The organism is Clostridium sp., from assembly GCF_022482905.1.
Lineage (GTDB): Bacteria > Bacillota > Clostridia > Clostridiales > Clostridiaceae > Clostridium_B.
Window position 1 is genome coordinate 198,976 of the sequence record NZ_JAKVOI010000001.1, and the last position, 21,903, is coordinate 220,878.

General features: G+C 32.5%; 20 protein-coding genes. 18 read left to right on the forward strand and 2 right to left on the reverse strand.

Going from position 1 to position 21,903, the window contains the following annotated elements:
- Positions 1-89 precede the first annotated feature (89 nt).
- The 16 genes from LKE46_RS01115 to LKE46_RS01190 all read left to right on the forward strand — a co-directional run bounded on the left by LKE46_RS01115 (position 90) and on the right by LKE46_RS01190 (position 19,313).
- On the forward strand, positions 90-1,946 hold the full coding sequence (locus LKE46_RS01115) for a polysaccharide biosynthesis protein (protein WP_291717613.1): 1,857 nt from the start codon (positions 90-92) through the stop codon (positions 1,944-1,946).
- Positions 1,927-3,150, forward strand: a complete 1,224-nt coding sequence (locus tag LKE46_RS01120) for a glycosyltransferase (protein ID WP_366847169.1) — start codon at positions 1,927-1,929, stop codon at positions 3,148-3,150. The genes LKE46_RS01115 and LKE46_RS01120 overlap by 20 nt, the downstream gene beginning before the upstream one ends.
- 24 nt (positions 3,151-3,174) lie before the next feature.
- Positions 3,175-4,494, forward strand: a complete 1,320-nt coding sequence (locus tag LKE46_RS01125; protein WP_291717616.1) for a nucleotide sugar dehydrogenase — start codon at positions 3,175-3,177, stop codon at positions 4,492-4,494.
- Positions 4,495-4,509: 15 nt separating this feature from the next.
- Positions 4,510-5,616, forward strand: coding sequence for a Gfo/Idh/MocA family protein (locus LKE46_RS01130; protein ID WP_291717617.1), 1,107 nt, complete (start codon positions 4,510-4,512; stop codon positions 5,614-5,616).
- Between the two features lie 33 nt (positions 5,617-5,649).
- Positions 5,650-6,399: an N-acetyltransferase gene (locus tag LKE46_RS01135; RefSeq protein WP_291717619.1), complete on the forward strand. Its 750-nt coding sequence runs from the start codon at positions 5,650-5,652 to the stop codon at positions 6,397-6,399.
- A gap of 30 nt (positions 6,400-6,429) precedes the next feature.
- Positions 6,430-7,536: a glycosyltransferase family 4 protein gene (locus tag LKE46_RS01140; RefSeq protein WP_291717620.1), complete on the forward strand. Its 1,107-nt coding sequence runs from the start codon at positions 6,430-6,432 to the stop codon at positions 7,534-7,536.
- 17 nt (positions 7,537-7,553) lie between these two features.
- Positions 7,554-9,104 carry a murein biosynthesis integral membrane protein MurJ gene (murJ, locus tag LKE46_RS01145; RefSeq protein ID WP_291717622.1) on the forward strand — a complete coding sequence of 517 codons (1,551 nt, stop codon included), beginning with the start codon at positions 7,554-7,556 and terminating at the stop codon, positions 9,102-9,104.
- A gap of 9 nt (positions 9,105-9,113) precedes the next feature.
- A complete protein-coding gene (locus LKE46_RS01150) occupies positions 9,114-10,460 on the forward strand; it encodes an ABC transporter substrate-binding protein (protein ID WP_291717625.1) in 1,347 nt (448 codons plus the stop codon).
- 361 nt (positions 10,461-10,821) lie between these two features.
- Complete coding sequence (locus LKE46_RS01155) at positions 10,822-11,937, forward strand: O-antigen ligase family protein (RefSeq protein WP_291717627.1); 1,116 nt, start codon at positions 10,822-10,824, stop codon at positions 11,935-11,937.
- Positions 11,938-11,939: 2 nt separating this feature from the next.
- Positions 11,940-12,971, forward strand: a complete 1,032-nt coding sequence (locus LKE46_RS01160) for a glycosyltransferase family 2 protein (RefSeq protein ID WP_291717629.1) — start codon at positions 11,940-11,942, stop codon at positions 12,969-12,971.
- 24 nt (positions 12,972-12,995) lie between these two features.
- Positions 12,996-14,249, forward strand: a complete 1,254-nt coding sequence (locus LKE46_RS01165; protein WP_291717631.1) for an O-antigen ligase family protein — start codon at positions 12,996-12,998, stop codon at positions 14,247-14,249.
- Positions 14,233-15,351 carry a glycosyltransferase gene (locus LKE46_RS01170; RefSeq protein WP_291717634.1) on the forward strand — a complete coding sequence of 373 codons (1,119 nt, stop codon included), beginning with the start codon at positions 14,233-14,235 and terminating at the stop codon, positions 15,349-15,351. Before LKE46_RS01165 ends, LKE46_RS01170 begins: the two co-directional genes overlap by 17 nt.
- Complete coding sequence (murJ, locus tag LKE46_RS01175; RefSeq protein WP_291717636.1) at positions 15,352-16,887, forward strand: murein biosynthesis integral membrane protein MurJ; 1,536 nt, start codon at positions 15,352-15,354, stop codon at positions 16,885-16,887.
- Between the two features lie 39 nt (positions 16,888-16,926).
- Complete coding sequence (locus LKE46_RS01180) at positions 16,927-17,895, forward strand: acyltransferase (protein WP_291717638.1); 969 nt, start codon at positions 16,927-16,929, stop codon at positions 17,893-17,895.
- Positions 17,896-17,925: 30 nt separating this feature from the next.
- Positions 17,926-18,579, forward strand: a complete 654-nt coding sequence (locus LKE46_RS01185) for a sugar transferase (protein WP_291717640.1) — start codon at positions 17,926-17,928, stop codon at positions 18,577-18,579.
- Between the two features lie 17 nt (positions 18,580-18,596).
- A complete protein-coding gene (locus LKE46_RS01190; protein WP_291725505.1) occupies positions 18,597-19,313 on the forward strand; it encodes a WecB/TagA/CpsF family glycosyltransferase in 717 nt (238 codons plus the stop codon).
- Here LKE46_RS01190 and LKE46_RS01195 read toward each other — a convergent pair.
- Positions 19,310-19,723 (reverse strand): RrF2 family transcriptional regulator, encoded by a 414-nt coding sequence (locus tag LKE46_RS01195; RefSeq protein ID WP_291717642.1) that lies wholly within the window; start codon positions 19,721-19,723, stop codon positions 19,310-19,312. The genes LKE46_RS01190 and LKE46_RS01195 overlap by 4 nt on opposite strands.
- 116 nt (positions 19,724-19,839) lie before the next feature.
- On the reverse strand, positions 19,840-20,628 hold the full coding sequence (gene pdaA / locus LKE46_RS01200; RefSeq protein ID WP_434735205.1) for a delta-lactam-biosynthetic de-N-acetylase: 789 nt from the start codon (positions 20,626-20,628) through the stop codon (positions 19,840-19,842).
- A gap of 493 nt (positions 20,629-21,121) precedes the next feature.
- Here pdaA and spoIIAA point away from each other — a divergent pair, with 493 nt between their 5' ends.
- Together spoIIAA and spoIIAB are read left to right on the forward strand one after the other, a co-directional pair.
- Entirely contained in the window at positions 21,122-21,457 is a 336-nt protein-coding gene (gene spoIIAA, locus LKE46_RS01205; RefSeq protein ID WP_291717644.1) for an anti-sigma F factor antagonist, read from the forward strand.
- Between the two features lie 15 nt (positions 21,458-21,472).
- Positions 21,473-21,901, forward strand: a complete 429-nt coding sequence (gene spoIIAB, locus LKE46_RS01210) for an anti-sigma F factor (protein WP_291717646.1) — start codon at positions 21,473-21,475, stop codon at positions 21,899-21,901.
- The last annotated feature ends 2 nt before the right edge of the window (positions 21,902-21,903 follow it).

A 21,903-nucleotide genomic window follows, 5' to 3' on the forward strand; every position in this document is an offset into this window, starting at 1 on the left:
AAATATGTTGAATAATTTCTACTATGATGTAAAATAGAAAAAGAGAGTTTTTTCTAAAACTTTTGCAAAAAACTTTAGGAAGTGTTGATATGCAGAAAGACAGAAAACTTGTTATATACGATATAGTTTTGCTGGTTGCCTCATTGTATTTTGCCATGCTTTTGAGGTTTGACTTTAGTATACCTTTTGAATACATAGGATTTCTAAAGCTTTCATTAATTCCGGTAATAGCTATAACACTCGTATTTAATAAGTTTTTTAAATTGTATAATAGAATATGGAAGTATGCCTCTATAGAGGAACTAATGTCTATAATATATTCAATTTCACTTTCAAATGTTGTATTTATAATTTACAGTCATTTTGTGAACTTTAGATTTCTAGACAATAGGTATTTTAGATTTCCTTTTTCTGTTCATATAATTTTTTGGATGTTATCCGTAGTTACACTAGGTGGAGTCAGATTTTTAATAAGAGTAGTCGATCAAGGCAAGGGAGAAGGAGAAGTAAACAGAAGATGCAAGAAACTATTGATAATAGGGGCAGGTGATGCGTCTTCAATATTGATAAAGGAGATAAAAAGACACAATAACCTGAATTATGATATAGTGGGACTCATTGATGATGATGTCTCCAAGAAGAAGAAGTTTATAAGCGGAGTTGAAGTACTTGGCGGAAGAAATGATATTGTAGATATCTGTAAAAAAGAGAAAATAGAGGAAATAATAATTGCAATTCCATCCGCCGACATAGATGCTAAAAAAGATATTATAAATATATGCAAAAACACAGAATGCAAATTGAAAACACTGCCCGGTATATATGAGATTGTAGATGGAAGGGTGAACATAAGCAAATTAAGGGATGTAAACATAGAGGATTTGCTTGGAAGAGAAGAGGTAAGGTTGGATAACAGCAACATAAACAAATACATAAAGGACAAGGTAATATTGGTAACCGGAGGTGGTGGTTCCATTGGTTCGGAATTATGCAGACAGATAGCACGGTTCAATCCAAGAAAATTGTTGATACTTGATATATATGAAAATAATGTCTACAGTGTTCAAATGGAATTGAACTACAATCATCCAGAATTAAACAAGGAGGTTATAATAGCATCCATAAGGGACATTGATAGAATGAGAGATATATTTTCACAGTACAGCCCGGATGTTGTTTTTCATGCTGCTGCCCATAAGCATGTTCCACTCATGGAGCTGAATCCGAAAGAAGCCATAAAGAACAATATACTAGGCACCTATAATGTACTTAAGTGCTGCAATGAATTTAAAGTTAAAAAATTTGTCCAGATAAGTACGGACAAGGCCGTTAATCCTACAAATATTATGGGTGCTACCAAGAGATTTTGTGAAATTATGGTTCAAGCTTTTAATGGAATAAGCAGTACTGAATATGTTGCTGTAAGATTTGGAAATGTTCTTGGGAGCAACGGATCTGTTATACCGTTATTCAAGAAACAGATAGCCCATGGAGGACCGGTTACTGTTACTCATCCTGATATAAACAGATTTTTTATGACCATACCTGAAGCTGCCCAGTTGGTTATACAGGCAGGAGCCATAGCCCATGGAGGTGAAATATTTGTTCTGGATATGGGCAAACCTGTTAAAATAGTTGACCTTGCCAGGGATTTGATAACACTTTCAGGATATAAGCCTGATGTTGATATCAAAATAGAGTATACTGGATTAAGGCCTGGAGAAAAACTATATGAGGAACCTCTTATGAATGAAATAGCCCTTACATCAACGGGACATAATAAGATATTTGTGGAAAAACCAGATAATGTAGGTATCAAATTTGTAGAGGAATCCATCTTACAATTTGAAAAAGCTGTCAATGACAACAGAGAGAATATATTCAAGCTCATGGAGCAGAAAGTAACGACTTATAAAAGAAAAAAAAGTGAAGAAGAATCTGCATAGCAGGCAGGGAGGAAATATGAAGATCCTGATAATTTCACATATGTATCCTTCGAGCTTTAACCGCATGTCTGGAATATTTGTACACCGACAGGCTGAAGCTCTTGTGAAAAATGGATGTGAAGTAAAGGTTGTGAGTCCAGTACCATGGACACCTTTTCCAATTAAATATATGAATAAAAAGTGGAAAGCTTATTCTGATATACCATTAAAAGCTATAATTGGATCTATAGAAGTCTATTATCCGAGATATCTGGAATTTCCACATGGGATTTTGTTTCATAAATCAGGCTGGCTTATGGGAAAGTGTATATTTAGAACTTTAAAAAAGATATACAGCAATTTCAGATTTGATATAATACACTCCAATGTTGCGCTGCCAGATGGTTATAGTGCAATGATCGCAAATAGGAAATTTAATGTTCCGCACGTTGTTACCATACATGGACAGGATTTTCAAAATACAATAGCTAGAAACGATAAATGTAAACGAGCAGTATTTGAGGTTTTAAATACGGCGGATAGAATAATAACGGTAAGCAGTAAACTCAAGAATATAGTTAAGGGTGAGAAATTCTATAACAAGATAAAAGTGATAAACAATGGAGTGGATTTGAGTTCTGATTTCTGCAATTCTGAAAAAATGTATAGGAAAGCACACAGAAATTTAATAAAGATTTTGAGTGTATCAAATTTGAAGAAGACAAAGGGCATACATATTAATTTAAAGGCAATAGGAAAATTAAAGGATAAATATAGTAATATCCAATATGATATAATAGGAAATGGAGATTTTGAAGGACCTCTTAGAAAATTGGTCAGGAAATTAAATTTAGAAGACAAAGTAAATTTTTTAGGCAGAATGGAACATGAAAAGGTGATAAAATGCATTTCAGATTATGATATCTTTTCCCTGCCAAGTTATAATGAAGGGTTTGGAGTGGCATACATAGAAGCCATGTCCAGGGGAATACCTGTTATAGGTGTAAAAGGTGAAGGTATAGAAGATGCAATAACGAATGGATATAATGGATTTCTGGTTGACAGAGAAGATGTGGATAGCCTGCATAGTATCCTGGAAAAATTGATTAAAGATGAGGATACTAGAGTTAGAGTGGGATTGAATGGGAAGAATACAGTGGAGAAGTATTTTACCTGGGATGAAAATGCAAAAAAGGTTATAAAGCTATATGAAGAAATTACATAAACTATAAAACTCAGGAGGAAAGAAATGTTGCAATTAAAAGATGAATTGATATTGAAATTAAATAATAGAACTGCCAAGCTTGGAGTGGTAGGTCTGGGGTATGTAGGGCTTCCACTTGCAGTTGAAAAGGCAAAAGTAGGCTTTGATGTCATAGGGTTCGATGTACAGGACAAGAAGGTAAAAATGGTAAATGAAGGACATAATTACATAGGTGATGTAGTTGATTCTGACCTGTCCAAACTTGTTGAGGCAGGAAAACTCAGAGCAACTACTGATTTTGAATTTGTTTCAGATGTGGATGCAGTTACAATATCTGTCCCTACTCCCCTTGATTTATACAAACAGCCTGATTTGTCATATGTAGTAAATTCAACTAAAAGCGTGGCGAAATATCTTCACAGGGGAATGCTTGTAGTACTTGAAAGTACAACGTATCCCGGGACAACGGAAGAAGTGCTGAAACCAATACTTGAAGAAAGCGGCCTGAAATGCGGAGAGGATTTTTTCCTTGCATTTTCACCTGAAAGAGTTGATCCGGGCAATAAAGAATATAAGACAAAAAATACACCTAAGGTAGTTGGCGGTTGTACACCTGAATGCACGGAGGTTGCAGCGGCTCTTTACAGAAGTGTACTCAATAGTGATGTGTTTACGGTATCCTCACCGGCAGTAGCTGAAATGGAGAAGATACTTGAGAATACATTCAGAAATATAAATATAGGACTTATAAATGAATTGGCAATACTGTGCAGCAGGATGGGAATAGACATATGGGAAGTAATAGAAGCAGCAAAGACAAAACCATATGGATTTATGCCATTTTATCCGGGACCTGGTTTGGGAGGACATTGCATACCACTTGATCCATTCTATCTTTCGTGGAAGGCAAAGGAGTATGATTTTCATACAAAACTCATAGAAACCTCCGGTGATATAAATGATTCAATGCCTATGTTCGTAGTGGATAATGCCATGAAACTTTTGAACAAATATGAAAAAAAGGCCATGAATGGAGCAAAGGTACTTCTTCTCGGAGTAGCTTACAAAAATGATATAGATGATATGAGAGAGTCACCTGCCCTAAAGGTAATAGAACATCTTGAAGAAAATGGAGCTGACATTATAATAAATGATCCATATGTACCTGAGTTCAAACATAAAGGTAAAAAATACCATAGTATTGACTGGAAGGAAGTTATAGATGAAAGCGATATAGTAATAATAACTACAAATCACAGCTGCTATGACTATGAGCAGATTGTAGAGAGGGCAAAGCTTGTATACGATACTAGAAATGCTACAAAAGATGTTAAGAACAACAGGGATAAAATTCATAAATTATAAGAAAGAGGTGCCTTTATGAAAAAATTAAAATTTGCCATTATAGGGTGTGGAAGGATTTCTTATAAACATGTGGAGGCTTTGATAAACAACAGACAGGAAGCTGAACTTGTTTGCACATGTGATATAATACGTGAAAAGGCTGAGGAAAAGAAAAAAGAATATATAGATAAACTTGGAGAAAATATTGAAGTAAAAGTATATACAGATTATAAGAAGATGATTGACAGTGAAAAAATAGATGTAGTTACTATAGCTACAGAAAGTGGATATCATCCCCAAATAGCCATATACTGCATGAATAAAAACAAACATGTAATAGTTGAAAAACCTATGGCTCTTTCTATTAATGATGCGGATGATATGATAAAGTGTTCAAAGCAAAATAATGTTAAGCTTTGTATAAGTCATCAAAACAGATTCAACAAGCCAATCCAGAAATTGAGAAAGGCTATTGATGATAACAGATTCGGAAATCTGATAAATGGAACTGCAAGGATACTCTGGAACAGAAATATGAGTTATTATAAACAGGCACCCTGGAGAGGTACGTGGAAACTGGATGGTGGAACATTGATGAATCAGTGTATACACGATATAGATCTTCTTCAGTGGATGATGGGCGGTGAAATAGACAGTGTTTATGCACAATGTGATACTTTCCTCAGGGATATAGAGGCAGAGGATTTTGGGGCTGTAATCATAAGATTTAAAAATGGTTCCATAGGCATAGTCGAAGGAAGTGCCTGTGTATATCCTAAAAATCTTGAGGAAACCTTGAGCATATTTGGAGAAAAAGGTGCAGTCTGCATAGGAGGACTTGCAGTAAATAAAATAGAAACATGGCGTTTTGAAGATAATAAGGACAGTGAAGATGAAATATTGAAGGAGCAGGAAGGCGATCCAGATACCGTTTATGGTTTCGGACATATACCTCTATTCAAAAATATGATTGATGCTGTAAATAATGATACAGAACCATTGATTAATGGAGAAGAAGGTAAAAAGGGAATGTCTATAATTCTTGCAGCCTATAAATCCAGGCTTACAGGTTTGCCTGTTAAATTTCCGTTCAAGGATTTTTCAACTATGGATATGGTAAATATAGATAAAATACATAAGTAAATATTTGTGTATTCTTTTAAGAGGAGAAAGAAAATGGATAGATGTTTTATATCGCAAAAATCAGTCGTAGGAAAGAATGTCACTTTTGGGTATTTTGTAGTTGTGGAAGATGATGCAGTTATAGGTGATAATTGTATAATATCAAATAATGTAGTCATACACAGGGGAACGACCATAGGCAGTGATGTAAGAATTGATGACAATGCAATAATAGGAAAACAGCCAATGAGAGCTGCAAACAGTATATTCAAGGATGACGGTAAGCCTATGAAACCGGCTGTTATAGAAAATGGATGCCTTATAGGAGCGTCTGCCATAGTGTATGCAGGATCACATATAAATGAAAAATCCCTAGTTGCGGATTTAGCTGTAATCAGGGAAAATGTGACTATAGGTCAGAAAACCATAATTGGCAAGGGAGCTACAATTGAAAATTACTGCAGTATAGGATGTAATTGTAAAATTCAGACTAATGCCTATATAACGGCTTATTCAACAATAGAAGACTATGTTTTTATAGCTCCGTGTGTCGTAACTTCCAATGATAATTATGCAGCAAGGTCTAAAAAGAGATTCGGCAATTTCAAAGGCATTACGGTAAAAAATGGAGGAAGAATAGGAGCGGGGGCTGTTGTATTGCCCGGGAAAACAATAGAGGAAGATGGGTTTGCAGCAGCGGGAAGTCTGGTTACAAAAGATGTTGAAAAAGAAAATATAGTTGCGGGTAATCCGGCAAGATATTTCAGGAAGGTACCGGAAGATCAACTTTTAAAAAATCAGTAGTTATATTTATTTAATCTATGAGGTGTATCTATGATAATATGCATGCTTACATCAGGACATGATGTATTTGACAATAGAATTTATTATAAGGAAATTCTATCTTTGAAAAGGAAATATGAAAAAATATATCTCGTGGCACCCGGAAATAAGGACTTTGTGACAGAGGACGGTATAATAGTAAGATGTTTTCCTAAAAGGAAAAACTGGTGTGATAGAAGAATACCGATGCAGAATATTTTCGACATAGCATGCAAAATAAAAGCGGATGTATATCATGCCCATGAACCGGATTCATTTCAGGTTGCTACAAAACTCAAAAGAGAGCTTGGATCAAAGATAATATATGATTCACATGAATATTATCCTGAAGCTTTCTCTGAACATTTTAAATTTGGCAAATCACTGGTACAAAAAATTATTTACCTGTATGAAAAAAAAATTGCAAAACAGGCAGATTGTATAATTACTGTAAATGATATTCTAGTGGATAAGTTCAAAAAATACAATAAAAATGTACGGCTGATACCTAACTATCCGGTTCTAAAAGATGAATACTTCTGCAAGATCCAGCATACAAAGCCTACATTTGTATATGTAGGTGGACTTAGAGCTGACAGGGGAATATTTAAAATATTGGAAGCCATAGATAAAATAAAAGATAAAAATTTTAAATATATGTTCATAGGTCCATTTGAGACTGCAGAGTTCGAATCAAAATGCAGGAAATTTGTAAGAAGTAATCTGGGAAAAGTTGATATTTTATTTACTGGAAAGATTCCACATGCTGAAGTATTTAATTACCTTGGATTGTCTGATGTGGGATTTGTACTTTTACAGCCGTATAACTGGAGATATGTTAACTCTGAGCCCATAAAGCTATTTGAATATATGGGAAGTAAAACTGCTGTTATAGGAAGTGATTTCCCGATGATAAAAAACATATTGGATAAGTCAAACAGTGGAATATTGGTTAACCCAGATTCTGAATTGGAAATTTCAAATGCCATATTGGAATTGGGCGAAGACATAAAAAAAGCACGAGTTATGGGAGAAAATGGATATAAAGAAGTGATGAAAAACTACAACTGGGGTGTATGTGAAAAAGATTTATTGGATGCATATAGTGAGATGGAATAATGTATTTTGGAGGAACTATGGGTGAAGCAAAAAAGAACATTGGCAGTATAGCTAAGTACAGTATGATTATAACTGTTCTTCTGGTAATAAGTAAACTTACAGGACTTTTAAGAGAATTTATAGTGGCTATACAATTAGGAGCAACGGCTGAATCTGACATATTTAAAACTGCAAGTACAATGCCGCAAGTATTTTTTAGTGCGGTAGCAGCTGCACTTGTAACCACTTTTATACCTGTCTTTTCTGATATAAAAAATAACCATGAAAGGGCAGATGAATTTTTTAACAATGTATTGAATATAATTATTCTTTTATGTACAGTTTTATCCGTTGTAGCTATACTGGTTTCACCCCAACTTGTAAAGTTGTTTGCTGGAGGATTTCAAGGCGATAATTTTACGACAACCGTAAAGCTTACCCAAATACTTATGCCATCTATAATATTTTTAGGAATAAGTGGATTATATACAGGATATCTGCAGTCATATGATAAATTTGTTCAACCTGCTCTGACGGGAATTGCTGCAAATATAGCCATAATAATAGGACTGGTAATATTCTATAGGTATTATGGACTTATGGCAGCTATACTCTCAGTATTTGTAGGGGCTGTAACACAGGCGATAACTCAGAGACCATTTATGGGCAAAAGATACAGATATAGATTTATTATAAATTTTAAGGATAAAAGTGTAAGAAAAATGATGATTTTGGCTGTTCCTATACTTGTGAGCAGTGCAGTTTCCCAAATAAATTTGATGGTAGCAAGAAACTTTGCTTCATATTTGGTAAATGGGAGTATTTCTGTTATAGATTATGCAAGTAAATTTAGTACTATAATAAATCAAGTATTTGTTGTGTCCATAACTACAGTATTGTATCCAAAATTGACTGAAAAATTTGCACTTAATGATATAAAAGAATTTAAAGACCTGTTTGTAAAGTCGGTGAATATAGTCATGCTGGTATCCATTCCACTTATATTCGGTCTTGCTGTTCTAAGTGAACCTGTAGTAAAGTTGTTACTTGAACATGGAAGGTTCAACAGCAATGCAACTGTTGTGACAGCAGTCTGCCTTAAATATTTGGCATTTTCAGCATTTGGATATTCTCTTATGGATATACTTGGAAAAGTATTTTTTGCAATGAAAAATACAGTAATACCTATGATAAATGGTTTTATACTGGTAGGAGTTAATATTGTATTTATTTTGATTTTAGGACCAATTATGAAGGTGAATGGGATAGCTTTGGCAACTACATTATCGGTAACTATATTGGCATTGATTCTTTTTATAGAAATTAGGAAAAAATTAAAAGGTATAAGCTATAGAGTTATCTTTATAGGTTTTATAAAAATGACATTGTCAGGAGTCGTAATGGCGGCAGCTGTATTCATGTGTTGTAGGTTGTTAAACATGATTTTGCCATCGAATAACATATTTTTGACCTTGAATATAGTAGCAAGTACTATACTGGGAGTAATAGTTTATATAGTTATGTTAATTGTTCTAAAAGTGGAAGAATTAAGAGAATTGATTAAACTAAAAACTAAGAAACATAAGTGAGGAATTCAAATGGAAAACAGGAAATCAAAGTGTATATTATATGGCATTATAGTGGTAATATTGATTTTTGCATCTTCTGTATATAGAATTAAATTTTACAAGAGTTATATTGGTGATAAGCAAAGTCTCCCGCAGGAATTGAAAGACAAGACTATAGTCAGGCTGTGGATGAAAAAGAGTGTTATATCTCCAACTAGATCATATCAGATACAGAAGTTTAATAAGGAAAATAAGAACAATGTGTATATAATGCTCGAAGAATACAAAGAAGATTATTATAATGCGTTAAAAACAACTCTTGCCACAAAAAAGTATGCTCCGGATATTTTTGAATATGGTTTTACAGATCTTATGAAAAATAATGAAATAGCAGATTTGAATGACATAGGATTCAATACGCAAAGTGTGGATGATTCAAATATAGTAAGGTATAAAGGGATACCTCTCGGCGTGAAGTTGATGGAAACCAACTCTAAAATGATATGGAATAAAGAAATATTTAAAGAATCGGGAATTGATCCAAACAAACCGCCGTCTACATATGACGAGTTATTGGAATACTCATTAAAAATAAAGAAGAGATTTCCTAACATTACTCCATTTGCCTTCCCATTGCAGCAATATGATGATATGAAGGTATCTATTGGTGAACCGAGTGTAAATTCAGGAGATATATATACTACGTTCTGGAATTACAAAAAAGGTGCTTATGATTTTGGTAGTGCTAAAAGTATACTGGATATATATAATAAGATGTATAGTATGAATTTAATAGAAAAAGATTTTGATCAGAAAAGCAAAAATCAAATGAGGTCGGAGTTTTATCGTGGTGATATAGCTATGATGATAAGCACTTATGAGGACAAGGGATATTTTTCAAATATAGTACCACTAAATTTTCAAATTGGAATAAAAGATATAATACAGACAGGCAAAAATAAAAATATATATTATTATATTGAAAATAGTAATTTTTTAGTTGCGAATAAATGGTCAGTAAATGACAAAAAGAAAAAAGAGGCTATAAAGGAAGTCTACGATTATATGGTAAGTAATGATATTAACAAGGAAGTGCTTGAAACTAGAAATGCACTACCTTTAAATGTTGACAGCAAGCAGGTAAAGAATGATATTTACAGTGAATACAATGATACAAGCAAGTTTCATAATGAACAATATGATCCTACTATTTTTTTGAGTAGAGATTCCAGTTATGAAATAGGATTGGTTGTAGATGCTATAAAGGGTAAGAGATCAGTTGATTCAGCAATCCAGGGGTTAGATGGAAAATATAAATACTACTATGATTTTGCAGTAGACAAGGAAAATTTTGATTTTAACTATTATAAAAAGTAAAGTTTAAATGATTGGAGAAGTGTCATAAATGCATGAAAAAATATATAAATATCTAAAGCAATATAGCAAGATTGTATTAATATCAATAGTAGTTTCTGCCGTATTTAGTTTGATATTATCAAGAAAAATAGGTATGAAGACGTCAATTATGTTTTTTGCGGCACTTTTTTGTCTGATTATAAATATTTATCTTATATTTGTTGATAGAAAAAAATCCATCCTTTTATTTTTATTGCTATTGCCGATATATACAACTGTTAGACGTGTGTGTTATTTTGACATACTATTTATTAAAGTTACTTTTGAAACAATTTACATAAGTATTTTGTCAATAATCAGCTTTAAGGATATTACTTGCAGTATGACTAATTTGTTTAAAGCTAGAGAAAATTTATCTTTTAAATTTATTCTTATGACAATGATATTTTTGGCGTTTTGTATAAACAGTGCATTTTATTCATGGAATATACTAACTGGCTTAAGTAAAGTATATATAGGAGTATTAATGCCTGTAATGCTTATGATATGTTTTATCACATATTTTAGGAAAGAAGATAAGTACGCTGTATATTATGTCTTAATTTCAGCAATTGATTTTAGCTGCCTATATGGATTTGTACAGCTTTTTGCAAGGGGAATATCCATGTCTGCTATAAGGTCAAGTAAAATATATCTTACTTTTGGATATAATAATGTAAATATATTTGCAGGTATATTGATTTCAATATTGCCGCTTCTTGTAGAAATGATATTGTATAAGAAGAATAAAAAATTTGAAAAACTATTTTTGTATTCCTCATTTATTCTTTATTCCATATCTGCATTGATTACATTCAGCAGGGGAGCATGGCTCTGTTATATAGAAGTAATATTCTTGTCTTTATGCAGTAAGAAATATAGAAAGATATTTATAATATTGTTGATACCTGCGGTTTTTATTGCTAAGCCTGCATTTAATTATATAATAGACAGAGGAACAAGTACTACATTTTTTAATAACGAGTCCTCAGTTGCAAGAATTCAATCTATATTTACTGATTTGCTTATCATGAGGAATTATCCATTTGGCATAGGAGGAGGAAACTTTGCTGAAGCATACAAGACTTTTAGTCTCCAGGGATATTTATCAATGCCTGAAAGTATAAGATTTAAGTCTAATGCAGCTCAATATACTCTTGAACATGCACATAATTTACTCCTTCAGATAGGGGTCGAGTTTGGAGTAGTGGCAGCTGTTGTATTTATTATGATTATCATAAATAGGTTGAGGATGTGTTTGAAAAATATTGAATATAATAGGGGAATATTTAATTGTATTTTAATATATTCCATATTTTCACTGATAACAGGTAATGAGTTTGATCATAAAGGTGTGATTACAGGAACTCTTATAATATTTGTAGTATTTGGCATAGCACAGCTGCCTTTCAAAGAACAAAGCAATAATAAATTGGATTCTACAATGGGGGGAAATTAAGTATGATTAAACATCAAGATTTAACAGTTTCTATAGTAATTCCCTGCCGGAATGAAAAAAATTATATAAGAAAATGTCTTGATTCATTTGTAGTACAAACGTATAGAAAAGATCTATATGAAGTTCTGGTGTGTGATGGGATATCTGATGACGGTACTAGAGATATAGTTGAGCGGTATAAAAACCTGTATAGCAATATAAAACTCATAGACAATAAAGGATTATCAGCTCCAAGAGGAATGAATGAAGGGATTAAAAGTAGTAAGTCAGATGTTATAATAATCTTTGGTGCACATGCCTATGCCGATGAGAAATTCATAGAAGAGAATATAGCCGCACTTGTATCGCATGAAGTTGGATGTGTAGGTGGGCCAATTGAAACAATAAATGAAGATGACAAAGGATATGCCATTTCTATGGCTATGAGTTCACCTTTTGGAGTTGGAAATGCGTTATTTAGATATGCAAAGGAAGAAGTTTATGTGGATACCGTAGCTTTTGGCTGTTATAGCAGAGAAGTATTGGATCATATAGGATATTTTGATGAAGAACTTGTTAGGAATCAGGATGATGAATTAAATTTCAGACTGGTTAAAAATCACTATAAAATTTTACTGTCACCTAGAATAAAGTCTTATTATTACAGCAGATCCTCATTGAAGAAACTATGGAAACAGTATTATCAGTATGGATTCTGGAAGGTAAGGGTGATGCAAAAACATGGGGGAATTGCATCTATAAGGCACATAGTACCGGCAGTTTTTGTTATTACAAATATTCTAGGAATAGTTTTGGGTATATTCTATAAGTGGATATTATACTTATGGATATTAGAAGTAATTTTATATCTAATTGGAGATGTTGTTTTTTCCCTTAAACTCATAAAAAGTAACAGAAAAATATGGAAATATATATTTTTTATCTTCCCAATATTGCACATAAGCTATGGAGTAGGATTTATAAATGGAATTTTTAATTTCTATATTTTTAAGTCCAAGAAGACTGTTCAAAATAATACTAAGATGTCCAGATAATTATTTAAAGAAGAGGTAACCAATATGAATATTGGAAATAAATTAATTAGTATTTTATTATATGTTTACATATTATTTCAGCCGATTCTGCCAAGTAAGTATAAAATAGGGAAAATTCCCTTTAACGGGGATTTAATACTGGCTTTGATAATATTGGTTTATATCTTTTCAATTATTGTATTTAGTAGTTCGAGGAAAAGATTTATAGATGGTATAAAAGATTTTTTTAAAAGCTATATAAGCATATTCATATTTGCTTTAATCCTAATAATGTTCATGTCTATATCTTATGCTGCTGATAAAAAGGTAGCATTGTCAGAGACTGTAAGATTTTCAACATATATAATACTTTTCTTTATTATAAAATATGAATTAAACAGCAGAAGAATAGTTGATATGATATTGAAGTTATATATATTTACTATTTCTGTGGTTGGAGTAATAGGGTTATTTGAAGGTATAGTAGGTATAGGCTTTATTCAAAGAAGTCAGCATGGTATAAGGGATAGAGTTATGTCTACCATGGAAAATTCAAATAATTTAGGAGCTGTGATGGTTATTGCAATTTTCCCCGTAGTAATGCTGGCTCTGAATGAAAGAAATAGAAGGAGAAAAGTCATTTTTTCATTTTTGGCATTATTGTTTTTAGTGAATATTGTTATAAGCTTTTCAAGAAATGCCTGGCTGGGATTTGTTATTGGATGTTTGATGCTTGCATTGACTTACAACTGGAAAATTATTCTAACGCTTGCGGGTCTTGGCGGGATATCCATATTTGTACCCGCCATATCAAATAGATTAGCTGAATTTACAGATGCCAGTCAGAATTTATCCAGAATAAAGTTATGGGATATAGCAATTTTTATGATAAAGGATCATCCTATAAGAGGGGTAGGAAATGGAAATTACAGGGTTTTATACGATAAATATAAATTATTACTAAAGAAAAAAATAGAGTATTATCCATCAAATAATTTTCATCCACACAATATACTTCTTAAAATACAATCAGAGCTAGGTATATTTGGAACATTTACATTTGTTGGTGTGATGATATTTATTGTTTTAAGGATTATTAAGTTCAATAAAAATATAAAAGATAAATTTTATACACCATTTTTTAAGGGATTTTTAGCTTCTTTAATTGCATTTATAAGTATGAATTGCATAGATAATTTTTTTTCAGCACCTAAGGTAATAGCCTTCTTTTGGATATTAATAGCATGTTCTGAAGCTGTATTGTATAGGCAGAAGCCTGGAGGTGGTCTATATTATTAGGGTACTACATGTAATATCAGGAAATGATAATGGAGGCGGCGGGAAACATGTATTGAATATATGTTCAAATGATATGGACAATATGCAGTGCCATATGCTGTGTATAGGGAAGGGCCCTCTATATGACGAAGCTTTGAATAATAATATAGATGTATTCAGTTTAACCTTCAATGAAATAGTACGGGAAAAATTGAAAAGCATAGTTGAGTCAAAAAAGATTGACATAATCAATTTTCATGGAGCAAAATCAAACTTTTTATATCTTTTACTTGGGAAAAGTATAAAAAAGCCCTGTGCAGTTACGATACATAGTGATTATAGATATGATTTTTTGAACAGCACACTAAAAAAATATTTTTACACACCTTTGAGTATAATGGGACTTAGGAGATTTAAAAACTATATATGTGTGTCAAATTATCTGAAAATGTTACTTGAGGAAAAAAAATTTATTGGGGACAAGTACGTGGTGAATAATGGAGTGAATTTCAATTCTGTAAGGATAACTACGCCTAAAGAAGCTTTAAGGGCTCAATTCAATTTGGATGAACATGATTTTGTATATGTTATGATAGCCAGGATGCACCCTGTTAAAAATCATAAAAAGCTTATAGAGGCATTTTATATGCTGCAAGGACAGTTTCAGGATACTAAATTGCTTCTAGTAGGAGATGGTGAATTGAAAGAGAGCCTGAGCAGTCTTGCAGAAAATTTGAAGCTTACGGATAAAGTTATATTTGCAGGATTTAGAAATAATCCTCTGGATTTTATAAATGCTTCAGATATAAGTATTCTTACTTCCTTTAATGAAGGCGGTGCACCGCCTCTGGCAATACTGGAAAGTGCCCTGATAAAAAAGCCCGTCATATGTTCTGATGTAGGGGATATGCGTTCTGTAATCAGTGGCAAAAGTGGTTATCTGGTAAATCCAAAAAATAAACAGGATATATTCAGTAAAATGAAGGAAGCCTATTTAAATAGAAATAATTTGTGCAATATGGGACAGAATTTATATAAGGACATGTCAGATAAATTTTCAATGCATAGATTCTGGAAGAACTATTATTATGCATATTTGCATATTTTAAGTGGAGTGAAATAAATGAAAAGTTCTTTTATAGTGATGACCCTTATAATAGCTGGCAAGGTACTTGCACTTATAAGAGATTCCCTGATAGCGGCAAAATTTGGTGCAACCTATATTTCGGATATATACAATTTTTCAATAGGAATGGTAAATCTTCTGATTACTGTGAGCTATGGACTTACAACCACTTTCATACCGCTTAATGCAGAATATATAGAGACGGGAGATTTAAAAAAGAGAAACAAATTTGTAAATAATATTATTACTATAGCTTCTATTTTTACGATGATTGTAACTGTATTGCTCATTGTATTTGCAAAGCAGATAATATATATTTTTGGCCATGGATTTACTTCTAATGGTGTTGTATTTGGAACATCTGTTCAAATAACGAGGATTATGCTTGTGTCTCTCATATTTGTTACACTGCAGAGTGTAGCAGCAGGTGTTCTTCAATCCCACAAGCAATTTTATGAGCCGGCTGCAATGGCATTTGTATCCAATCTGGTTTATATAATCTATCTTGTATTCCTTACATCAAAATATGGTATACAGGGTTTTGCAGTTGCTATTGTAATAGGATTTCTGGCTCAATTTCTGATAAACATGCCTAAATACAGGAAGCTTGGATATAAGTATGTTCCCGTACTAAATCTAAGGGATAAAAACACAGTTAGAATGTTTAGGCTCATGCTGCCAATTGTAATAAGTACTTCGGTAATTCAGCTGAATGTGTTTGTAAATAGAGCTTTTGCAACTAATATATATTTTGGAGCAACGACCATACTTGATTTTTCCAACAAGATAAATACTCTTGCCTATGAAGTCTTTGCAATTGGGATTGCCATGATTGTATATCCAACTTTATCCGAGCTGGCAGCTAAAGGAGAGATTGTTGAATATAAAAAGACAATATCAAAGGCACTGACAATAATAATGATAATAATGGTTCCTGCAGCTACAGCAATAGGAATACTGAGAGAGCCTCTGGTGTACATAATTTTTAAAAGAGGGGCTTTTACGGATGAAGCTGCACGATTGACCGCTAATGCACTGTTGTTCTATTGTCCGGCAATGATTGCCTATGGAATACGTGATATTTTAAATAAAGCATTTTATTCTTTAAAAGATGCCAGAACTCCAATGATAAATAGTTTTTTAGGCATAATGATAAACATAATCATAAATATATTCATAGTAAAATATATGAAGGTGTCAGGGCTTACATTAGCCACTACGATATCTGCTGTTCTAACTACAGTAATGATGTTGTGGAATTTGAACAAGAGAACGGGCGGGATAAATGTAAAATGTATATTTGTAAATTTTATTAAAATATCTATTGCATCCGGGATAATGGCCTTGATTATATTTATAATCAATAGAATAAGCAGTCATGTGTTTGTGGGTACAATGCAGGCGAGTTTTGCATCAATAGTATTCTCCTTTTTTATTGGAACGGCTGTGTATGCAGTATGTCTCTATGTACTTAGAATCAGTGGTTACAAAGATATCATGAAATTAGTTAAGAATAGGATACTTAGCAGATAGAAGAAGGTGTTTTTTATTAATAGAGAACGTATTTTACAGATGGATATAATCAGATCAGTGGCTATACTTGCTGTAATAGGTATACATGTTTCTGGAGCTGTGCTGGGTTCGAATCCTTCACCGCTGGGTTATAATATTACATTTGTATTTAATCAGATCTGCAGATTTTCTGTTCCTGCATTTATATTTATTTCCGGAATGGGGTTAAGTATATCCTATAGAAGAGAAGAAAGCTATTTCCATTTTTTAGTAAAGAGATTCAAGAAGATTTTACCACAGTATTTTGTATGGTGTTTGATTTATATATTTGCAGTGACCAGGAACTTCAATATACGACAGGACATAAATTACATTATATACGGAAAGGTGTTTTATCATTTATACTTTATACCATTGATAGTAGAATTATATATTGTATTCCCGTGGATATACAGGTTTATAGATAAAAGATGGTTTTTACTGTTTAGTTTTGCAGTTAGCACATCTGTTATTATATATACATATTATTTTATAGATGTGACACCTGATATGTGGTTTTGGAATAAAAAAAATTTATTGTACTGGTTGTTTTATTTTTGCCTGGGAGGATATATAGGAAAGCATAGAAAGAACATACTTCCCAAAATAGAAAAATATAAATATGTTACATTGACAGGAATTTTGATTTCTACAGTTTATGTTCTATATCCACTTGCTCATTCTATTGAAAATATAAAAAATTTAGAACACGTAGTAACTTTTCAAAGGCCATCAATTGTAATATATAGTGTTTTATTAATATTGTTTATACTGGGACTAAACTTGAAAAATAGATTAATTATTGGCACAATAGAATATATATCAAGAAGAACTTATAGTATTTATTTATGCCATGCTCTGGTACTGTTTTTATGTATTAAGAATATAACAAATTTTTATTCAGCTAACAGCTTGCATTTTGAGCTGGCAGCATATTTGATTACTTTCTTTGGGGCGTTGCTTATAACTGAACTGAAAAAATTTCTATGATTTTAAAAACTAAATTGGGAGGAGCTTCTTATGAAGGCTGAGGACATAAAAATTGATATTGATAGAGATATAAAGAGGAGAAAAATTCAATTTGTGATAAAGAGGATATTTGATTTCATTTTTGCACTTGTTGGTTTAATACTTTTGAGTCCTGTTTTTCTTGCAATTGCACTTTGGATAAAGAAGGATTCCAGAGGACCTGTTGTATTCAAACAGGTGAGAGTGGGGAAAAACGGTACGAATTTTACAATATATAAGTTTAGAACAATGATAGTAAATGCAGAGAAAAAAAGGGAACTGGATATAGATGCTGAAAATTTAGAGAATTTTGTATTTCAAAGCAGAAATGACAGTAGAATTACAAAATCAGGGGCATTTTTACGGAAGACAAGTCTTGATGAAATTCCACAGCTTCTAAATGTACTTTTAGGAAATATGAGCCTTGTAGGCCCGAGACCTGAGATACCAGATGTAGTTAAATTGTATCCTGAGGCTTACAGTCGAAGACTACTTGTAACACCGGGAATAACAGGATTGGCCCAAGTAAGCGGACGTGGAGAAATAGAGCTGGGGAAAACCGTGTATTATGATTTAACCTATATAAAAAATTTTTCACTTATTTTGGATCTCAAGATAATTTTAAAAACATTCTCTTCTGTATTCAAAAGCGAAGGAGCGTTTTGAAAACTATGGTTGATAGCATGTTTACAAATATACTGGGGTACAATGTGTTCAAGGGAACAAAAGAGCAGCTTTTAAATTATATAGAACAATTTGAAAAAGTAAATATAGTATCAGGTAATCCGGAAGTACTTTATAATGGAATTAATAATATAGAGCTTTTAGGATTCTTTAAAAAAAAGTATTCAATTATAATACCGGATGGAGTGGGAACTGTACTGGCATCCAGATTATTGAAGAACCCGGTTTCAGAAAAAATTGCAGGAATAGATATAATGAAGGATATTATCCAAAAATGTGAAAGAGAAAATAGGTCGGTATATCTGCTGGGAGCCAAACAGGACGTTCTTGAAAACTGCATAAAGAATTTAACAAAGGTTTACAAGAATCTGAATATAGCTGGAAGTCATAATGGATATTTTGATCTAAAAAATTGCGGCCATATTTTAGAAGATATAAAAATAAAAAAACCATATGCCGTCTTCGTGGCAATGGGGTCACCAAGACAGGATATATTTATAAGCAACAATATAGAAAGACTTCCAGGTGTCGTATTTATGGGTGTTGGAGGAAGTTTTGATGTATTTTCAGGTAAAGTTAAAAGAGCACCGGAAGTCATGATAAAATTCGGCCTTGAATGGCTTTTCAGGGTAATTAAAGAGCCGTGGAGGCTGAAAAGGCTGATTTATATTCCTAAATTTTTATTGAAAGTGATACAGTATAAAAGAAAACACTAAATCTCCTTTTTTAACATATCCTTGAAGTTGATTTGTCCCAATTCATCCAGCAGATTGTTTTGAACTCTGGATAGGGCCTGATTTACCACACAATATGATCCATGTTCCATGTTGCAGTTTTTCGGATTGTCAAGACATCTGTTTATATATATCGGACCGTCTATGGCTTCAATAACATCCTTTAAGGTTATGTTTTCCGGTATTCTATTGAGAGAATAACCGCCGTTGACACCTCTGTAGGATTTTATAATACCACAGAGGGTCAGTTTTCTAAGCAGCTTTAATAGAAATCTGAGAGGTATTCCCTGATCTTTGGATATGGACTTAGCCTCAATTTTCTCGCCATATCCCAATTTTGACAAATAAAGTATAACCCTGAAACCATAATCTGCTTCCTGTGTAATTCTCATAATATCTCCCCAAATAATAATTATACTATTTCTTTTAAATTAATTATAACTAAATAGATGGATAATATAAAGTAGAATTATTAAAGTATTTGTGCTTTTTACAGGCTTTAATGATTTTAAGGTAATTTATCAAGGCTTTCAAGTATAAATCCTTTTTCTTTCCAACTCTGAATTACTGAATCCAATATTTCGGAATTTGTCCTGGAAACTGCGTGAAGTAGAACTATTTCGCCGTTATGAGTCCTGTTGAGTATTTTTTCTTTGGCAAATTCCGGCGAGGGCTGATTTTGTCTATTCCAATCATTATATGCAAAACTCCAGAATATAGTTTTATAGCCTAGTTTTTTTGTATAGAATAAAGACAGTTCACTGTATTTTCCCATTGGAGGTCTAAAAAATTTGGGCATTTCTTTACCTGTAACATTTTTATAGGCTTCTTCAGTTATAGTAAATTCTTTTTCAAAATCATCTGGATTCTTTGCACGCTCTGCCATTGAGGGATGTTTTGCAGTATGGTTGCACACTAGATGACCTTCATCCATCATTCTTTTTACAAGATCAGGATTGTCTTTTATATAGGGTGTTGTTACGAAAAATGCAGCTTTTACATTATTTTTCTTTAGTATATCCAATATTTTGACCGTATATCCATTTTCATATCCTTCATCAAAAGTAAGATATATTGTTTTTTTTGAAATATCACCTAAATAGTAGGCAGAATATTTGTTTATTAGGTTAGTTATTTCAGGAGGTTCTTCAGATGGCAAGCCATCTTTTCTAGGCTTGAAAAACCAGTTTTTTTCGGTTTTGTCCAGTTTGGATATATCCAATCCTTTTAAGATACCGGAGGTTTCAGCAGGTTCATTGCCCATTGCTGGATTATATGATGCAGCGGCTTTGGTCATATGTGGATAAATCAACATTAAGAGCGCAGATATTAAAAAAAAGCAAATTAAATTCTTTTTCACTTACTATCACCTTCCATGAATATTATATATTTATGGTGTACATGATAAGATGATTTATACTGGTAATTTATAATAGAAATAGATTGGATTTTCATAAATATTGTTTAAAAATATGATACATGGTAAAAATATCTAATAAGATGACTAATAAAAAATTAATAAAAAAGAAGGAAAATTATTCCACATGGAGAATAGTATTCTAGAGTACTTAATTTTATAACAATAACGGAGAGGGGGTAAAATTGTCTTACTCGGACTGCACGCCTTATGTGTGTATACTAAAATTTACTACAGGCAAAGTAGTATGATTTTAGTCATACAGCAGTACGCCATTGTAGCTGATGTATGGGAAATTAAAGTTGAGTTTAACTTGACGCTGCAATCATGACATGGCCTGTTGAGTAATGATTTCAGTAGAGTTTGATAGATTATGAATTTAAAATTTGAAATTAAAGATAATAAGCTTATAGTTCATATGATTGGAGAACTTGATCATCATAGTGCTGAAGAAGTTAGAAACAAAATTGACGATAGAATCGACAGGGATAATTTGAATAAGATTATACTGGATTTTTCCTGCGTGACTTTTATGGACAGTTCAGGAATAGGTGTAGTCATTGGAAGATATAAAAAGCTTAATCTAAAAAATGGAAGCATATGCATTGTAAATGCAACTGATTCTGTTAGAAGAGTATTTGAGTTATCAGGTATGTTTAAAATAATAAGGGTATATGACAGCATTGAGCAGGCTATTGAGAATATTTAATGGGGGGATAAAAACATGTACGATAACAGTATGAAAATAGAGTTTATTAGCAAGTCACAGAATGAAAGTTTTGCAAGAGTAGCAGTAGCAGCCTTTGCATCGCAGCTGGATCCTACTGTGGATGAACTGACGGATGTAAAAACTGCAGTATCAGAAGCAGTTACGAACTCTATTATTCATGGTTATGAAAACAAAGAAGGTATTGTAACAATCAGAGCTTATATAAATGGTAGGAAACTTAAGTTGATAGTAGAAGATGCTGGAGTTGGAATAGAGGATGTTAATCTTGCAATGCAGCCACTCTATACTTCCAGACCTGATCTTGAGAGATCTGGAATGGGATTTACAGTTATGGAAACTTTTATGGATTCTCTTCAAATACATTCTGAAAAGAACAAGGGGACAAGAGTTACGATGGAAAAAGTTTTTAAATCATTAAGTTAGGT

What these genes read in the sequence shown, in the direction of transcription:
- LKE46_RS01115 (WP_291717613.1), top strand. Translation starts at nt 90, where the DNA reads ATGCAGAAAGACAGAAAACTTGTTATATACGATATAGTTTTGCTGGTT.
- LKE46_RS01125 (WP_291717616.1), top strand. Translation starts at nt 3,175, where the DNA reads ATGTTGCAATTAAAAGATGAATTGATATTGAAATTAAATAATAGAACT.
- LKE46_RS01130 (WP_291717617.1), top strand. Translation starts at nt 4,510, where the DNA reads ATGAAAAAATTAAAATTTGCCATTATAGGGTGTGGAAGGATTTCTTAT.
- LKE46_RS01135 (WP_291717619.1), top strand. Translation starts at nt 5,650, where the DNA reads ATGGATAGATGTTTTATATCGCAAAAATCAGTCGTAGGAAAGAATGTC.
- LKE46_RS01140 (WP_291717620.1), top strand. Translation starts at nt 6,430, where the DNA reads ATGATAATATGCATGCTTACATCAGGACATGATGTATTTGACAATAGA.
- murJ (WP_291717622.1), top strand. Translation starts at nt 7,554, where the DNA reads ATGGGTGAAGCAAAAAAGAACATTGGCAGTATAGCTAAGTACAGTATG.
- LKE46_RS01150 (WP_291717625.1), top strand. Translation starts at nt 9,114, where the DNA reads ATGGAAAACAGGAAATCAAAGTGTATATTATATGGCATTATAGTGGTA.
- LKE46_RS01155 (WP_291717627.1), top strand. Translation starts at nt 10,822, where the DNA reads ATGACTAATTTGTTTAAAGCTAGAGAAAATTTATCTTTTAAATTTATT.
- LKE46_RS01160 (WP_291717629.1), top strand. Translation starts at nt 11,940, where the DNA reads ATGATTAAACATCAAGATTTAACAGTTTCTATAGTAATTCCCTGCCGG.
- LKE46_RS01165 (WP_291717631.1), top strand. Translation starts at nt 12,996, where the DNA reads ATGAATATTGGAAATAAATTAATTAGTATTTTATTATATGTTTACATA.
- murJ (WP_291717636.1), top strand. Translation starts at nt 15,352, where the DNA reads ATGAAAAGTTCTTTTATAGTGATGACCCTTATAATAGCTGGCAAGGTA.
- LKE46_RS01180 (WP_291717638.1), top strand. Translation starts at nt 16,927, where the DNA reads ATGGATATAATCAGATCAGTGGCTATACTTGCTGTAATAGGTATACAT.
- LKE46_RS01185 (WP_291717640.1), top strand. Translation starts at nt 17,926, where the DNA reads ATGAAGGCTGAGGACATAAAAATTGATATTGATAGAGATATAAAGAGG.
- LKE46_RS01190 (WP_291725505.1), top strand. Translation starts at nt 18,597, where the DNA reads ATGTTTACAAATATACTGGGGTACAATGTGTTCAAGGGAACAAAAGAG.
- LKE46_RS01195 (WP_291717642.1), bottom strand. Translation starts at nt 19,723, where the DNA reads ATGAGAATTACACAGGAAGCAGATTATGGTTTCAGGGTTATACTTTAT.
- pdaA (WP_434735205.1), bottom strand. Translation starts at nt 20,628, where the DNA reads ATGACCAAAGCCGCTGCATCATATAATCCAGCAATGGGCAATGAACCT.
- spoIIAA (WP_291717644.1), top strand. Translation starts at nt 21,122, where the DNA reads ATGAATTTAAAATTTGAAATTAAAGATAATAAGCTTATAGTTCATATG.
- spoIIAB (WP_291717646.1), top strand. Translation starts at nt 21,473, where the DNA reads ATGTACGATAACAGTATGAAAATAGAGTTTATTAGCAAGTCACAGAAT.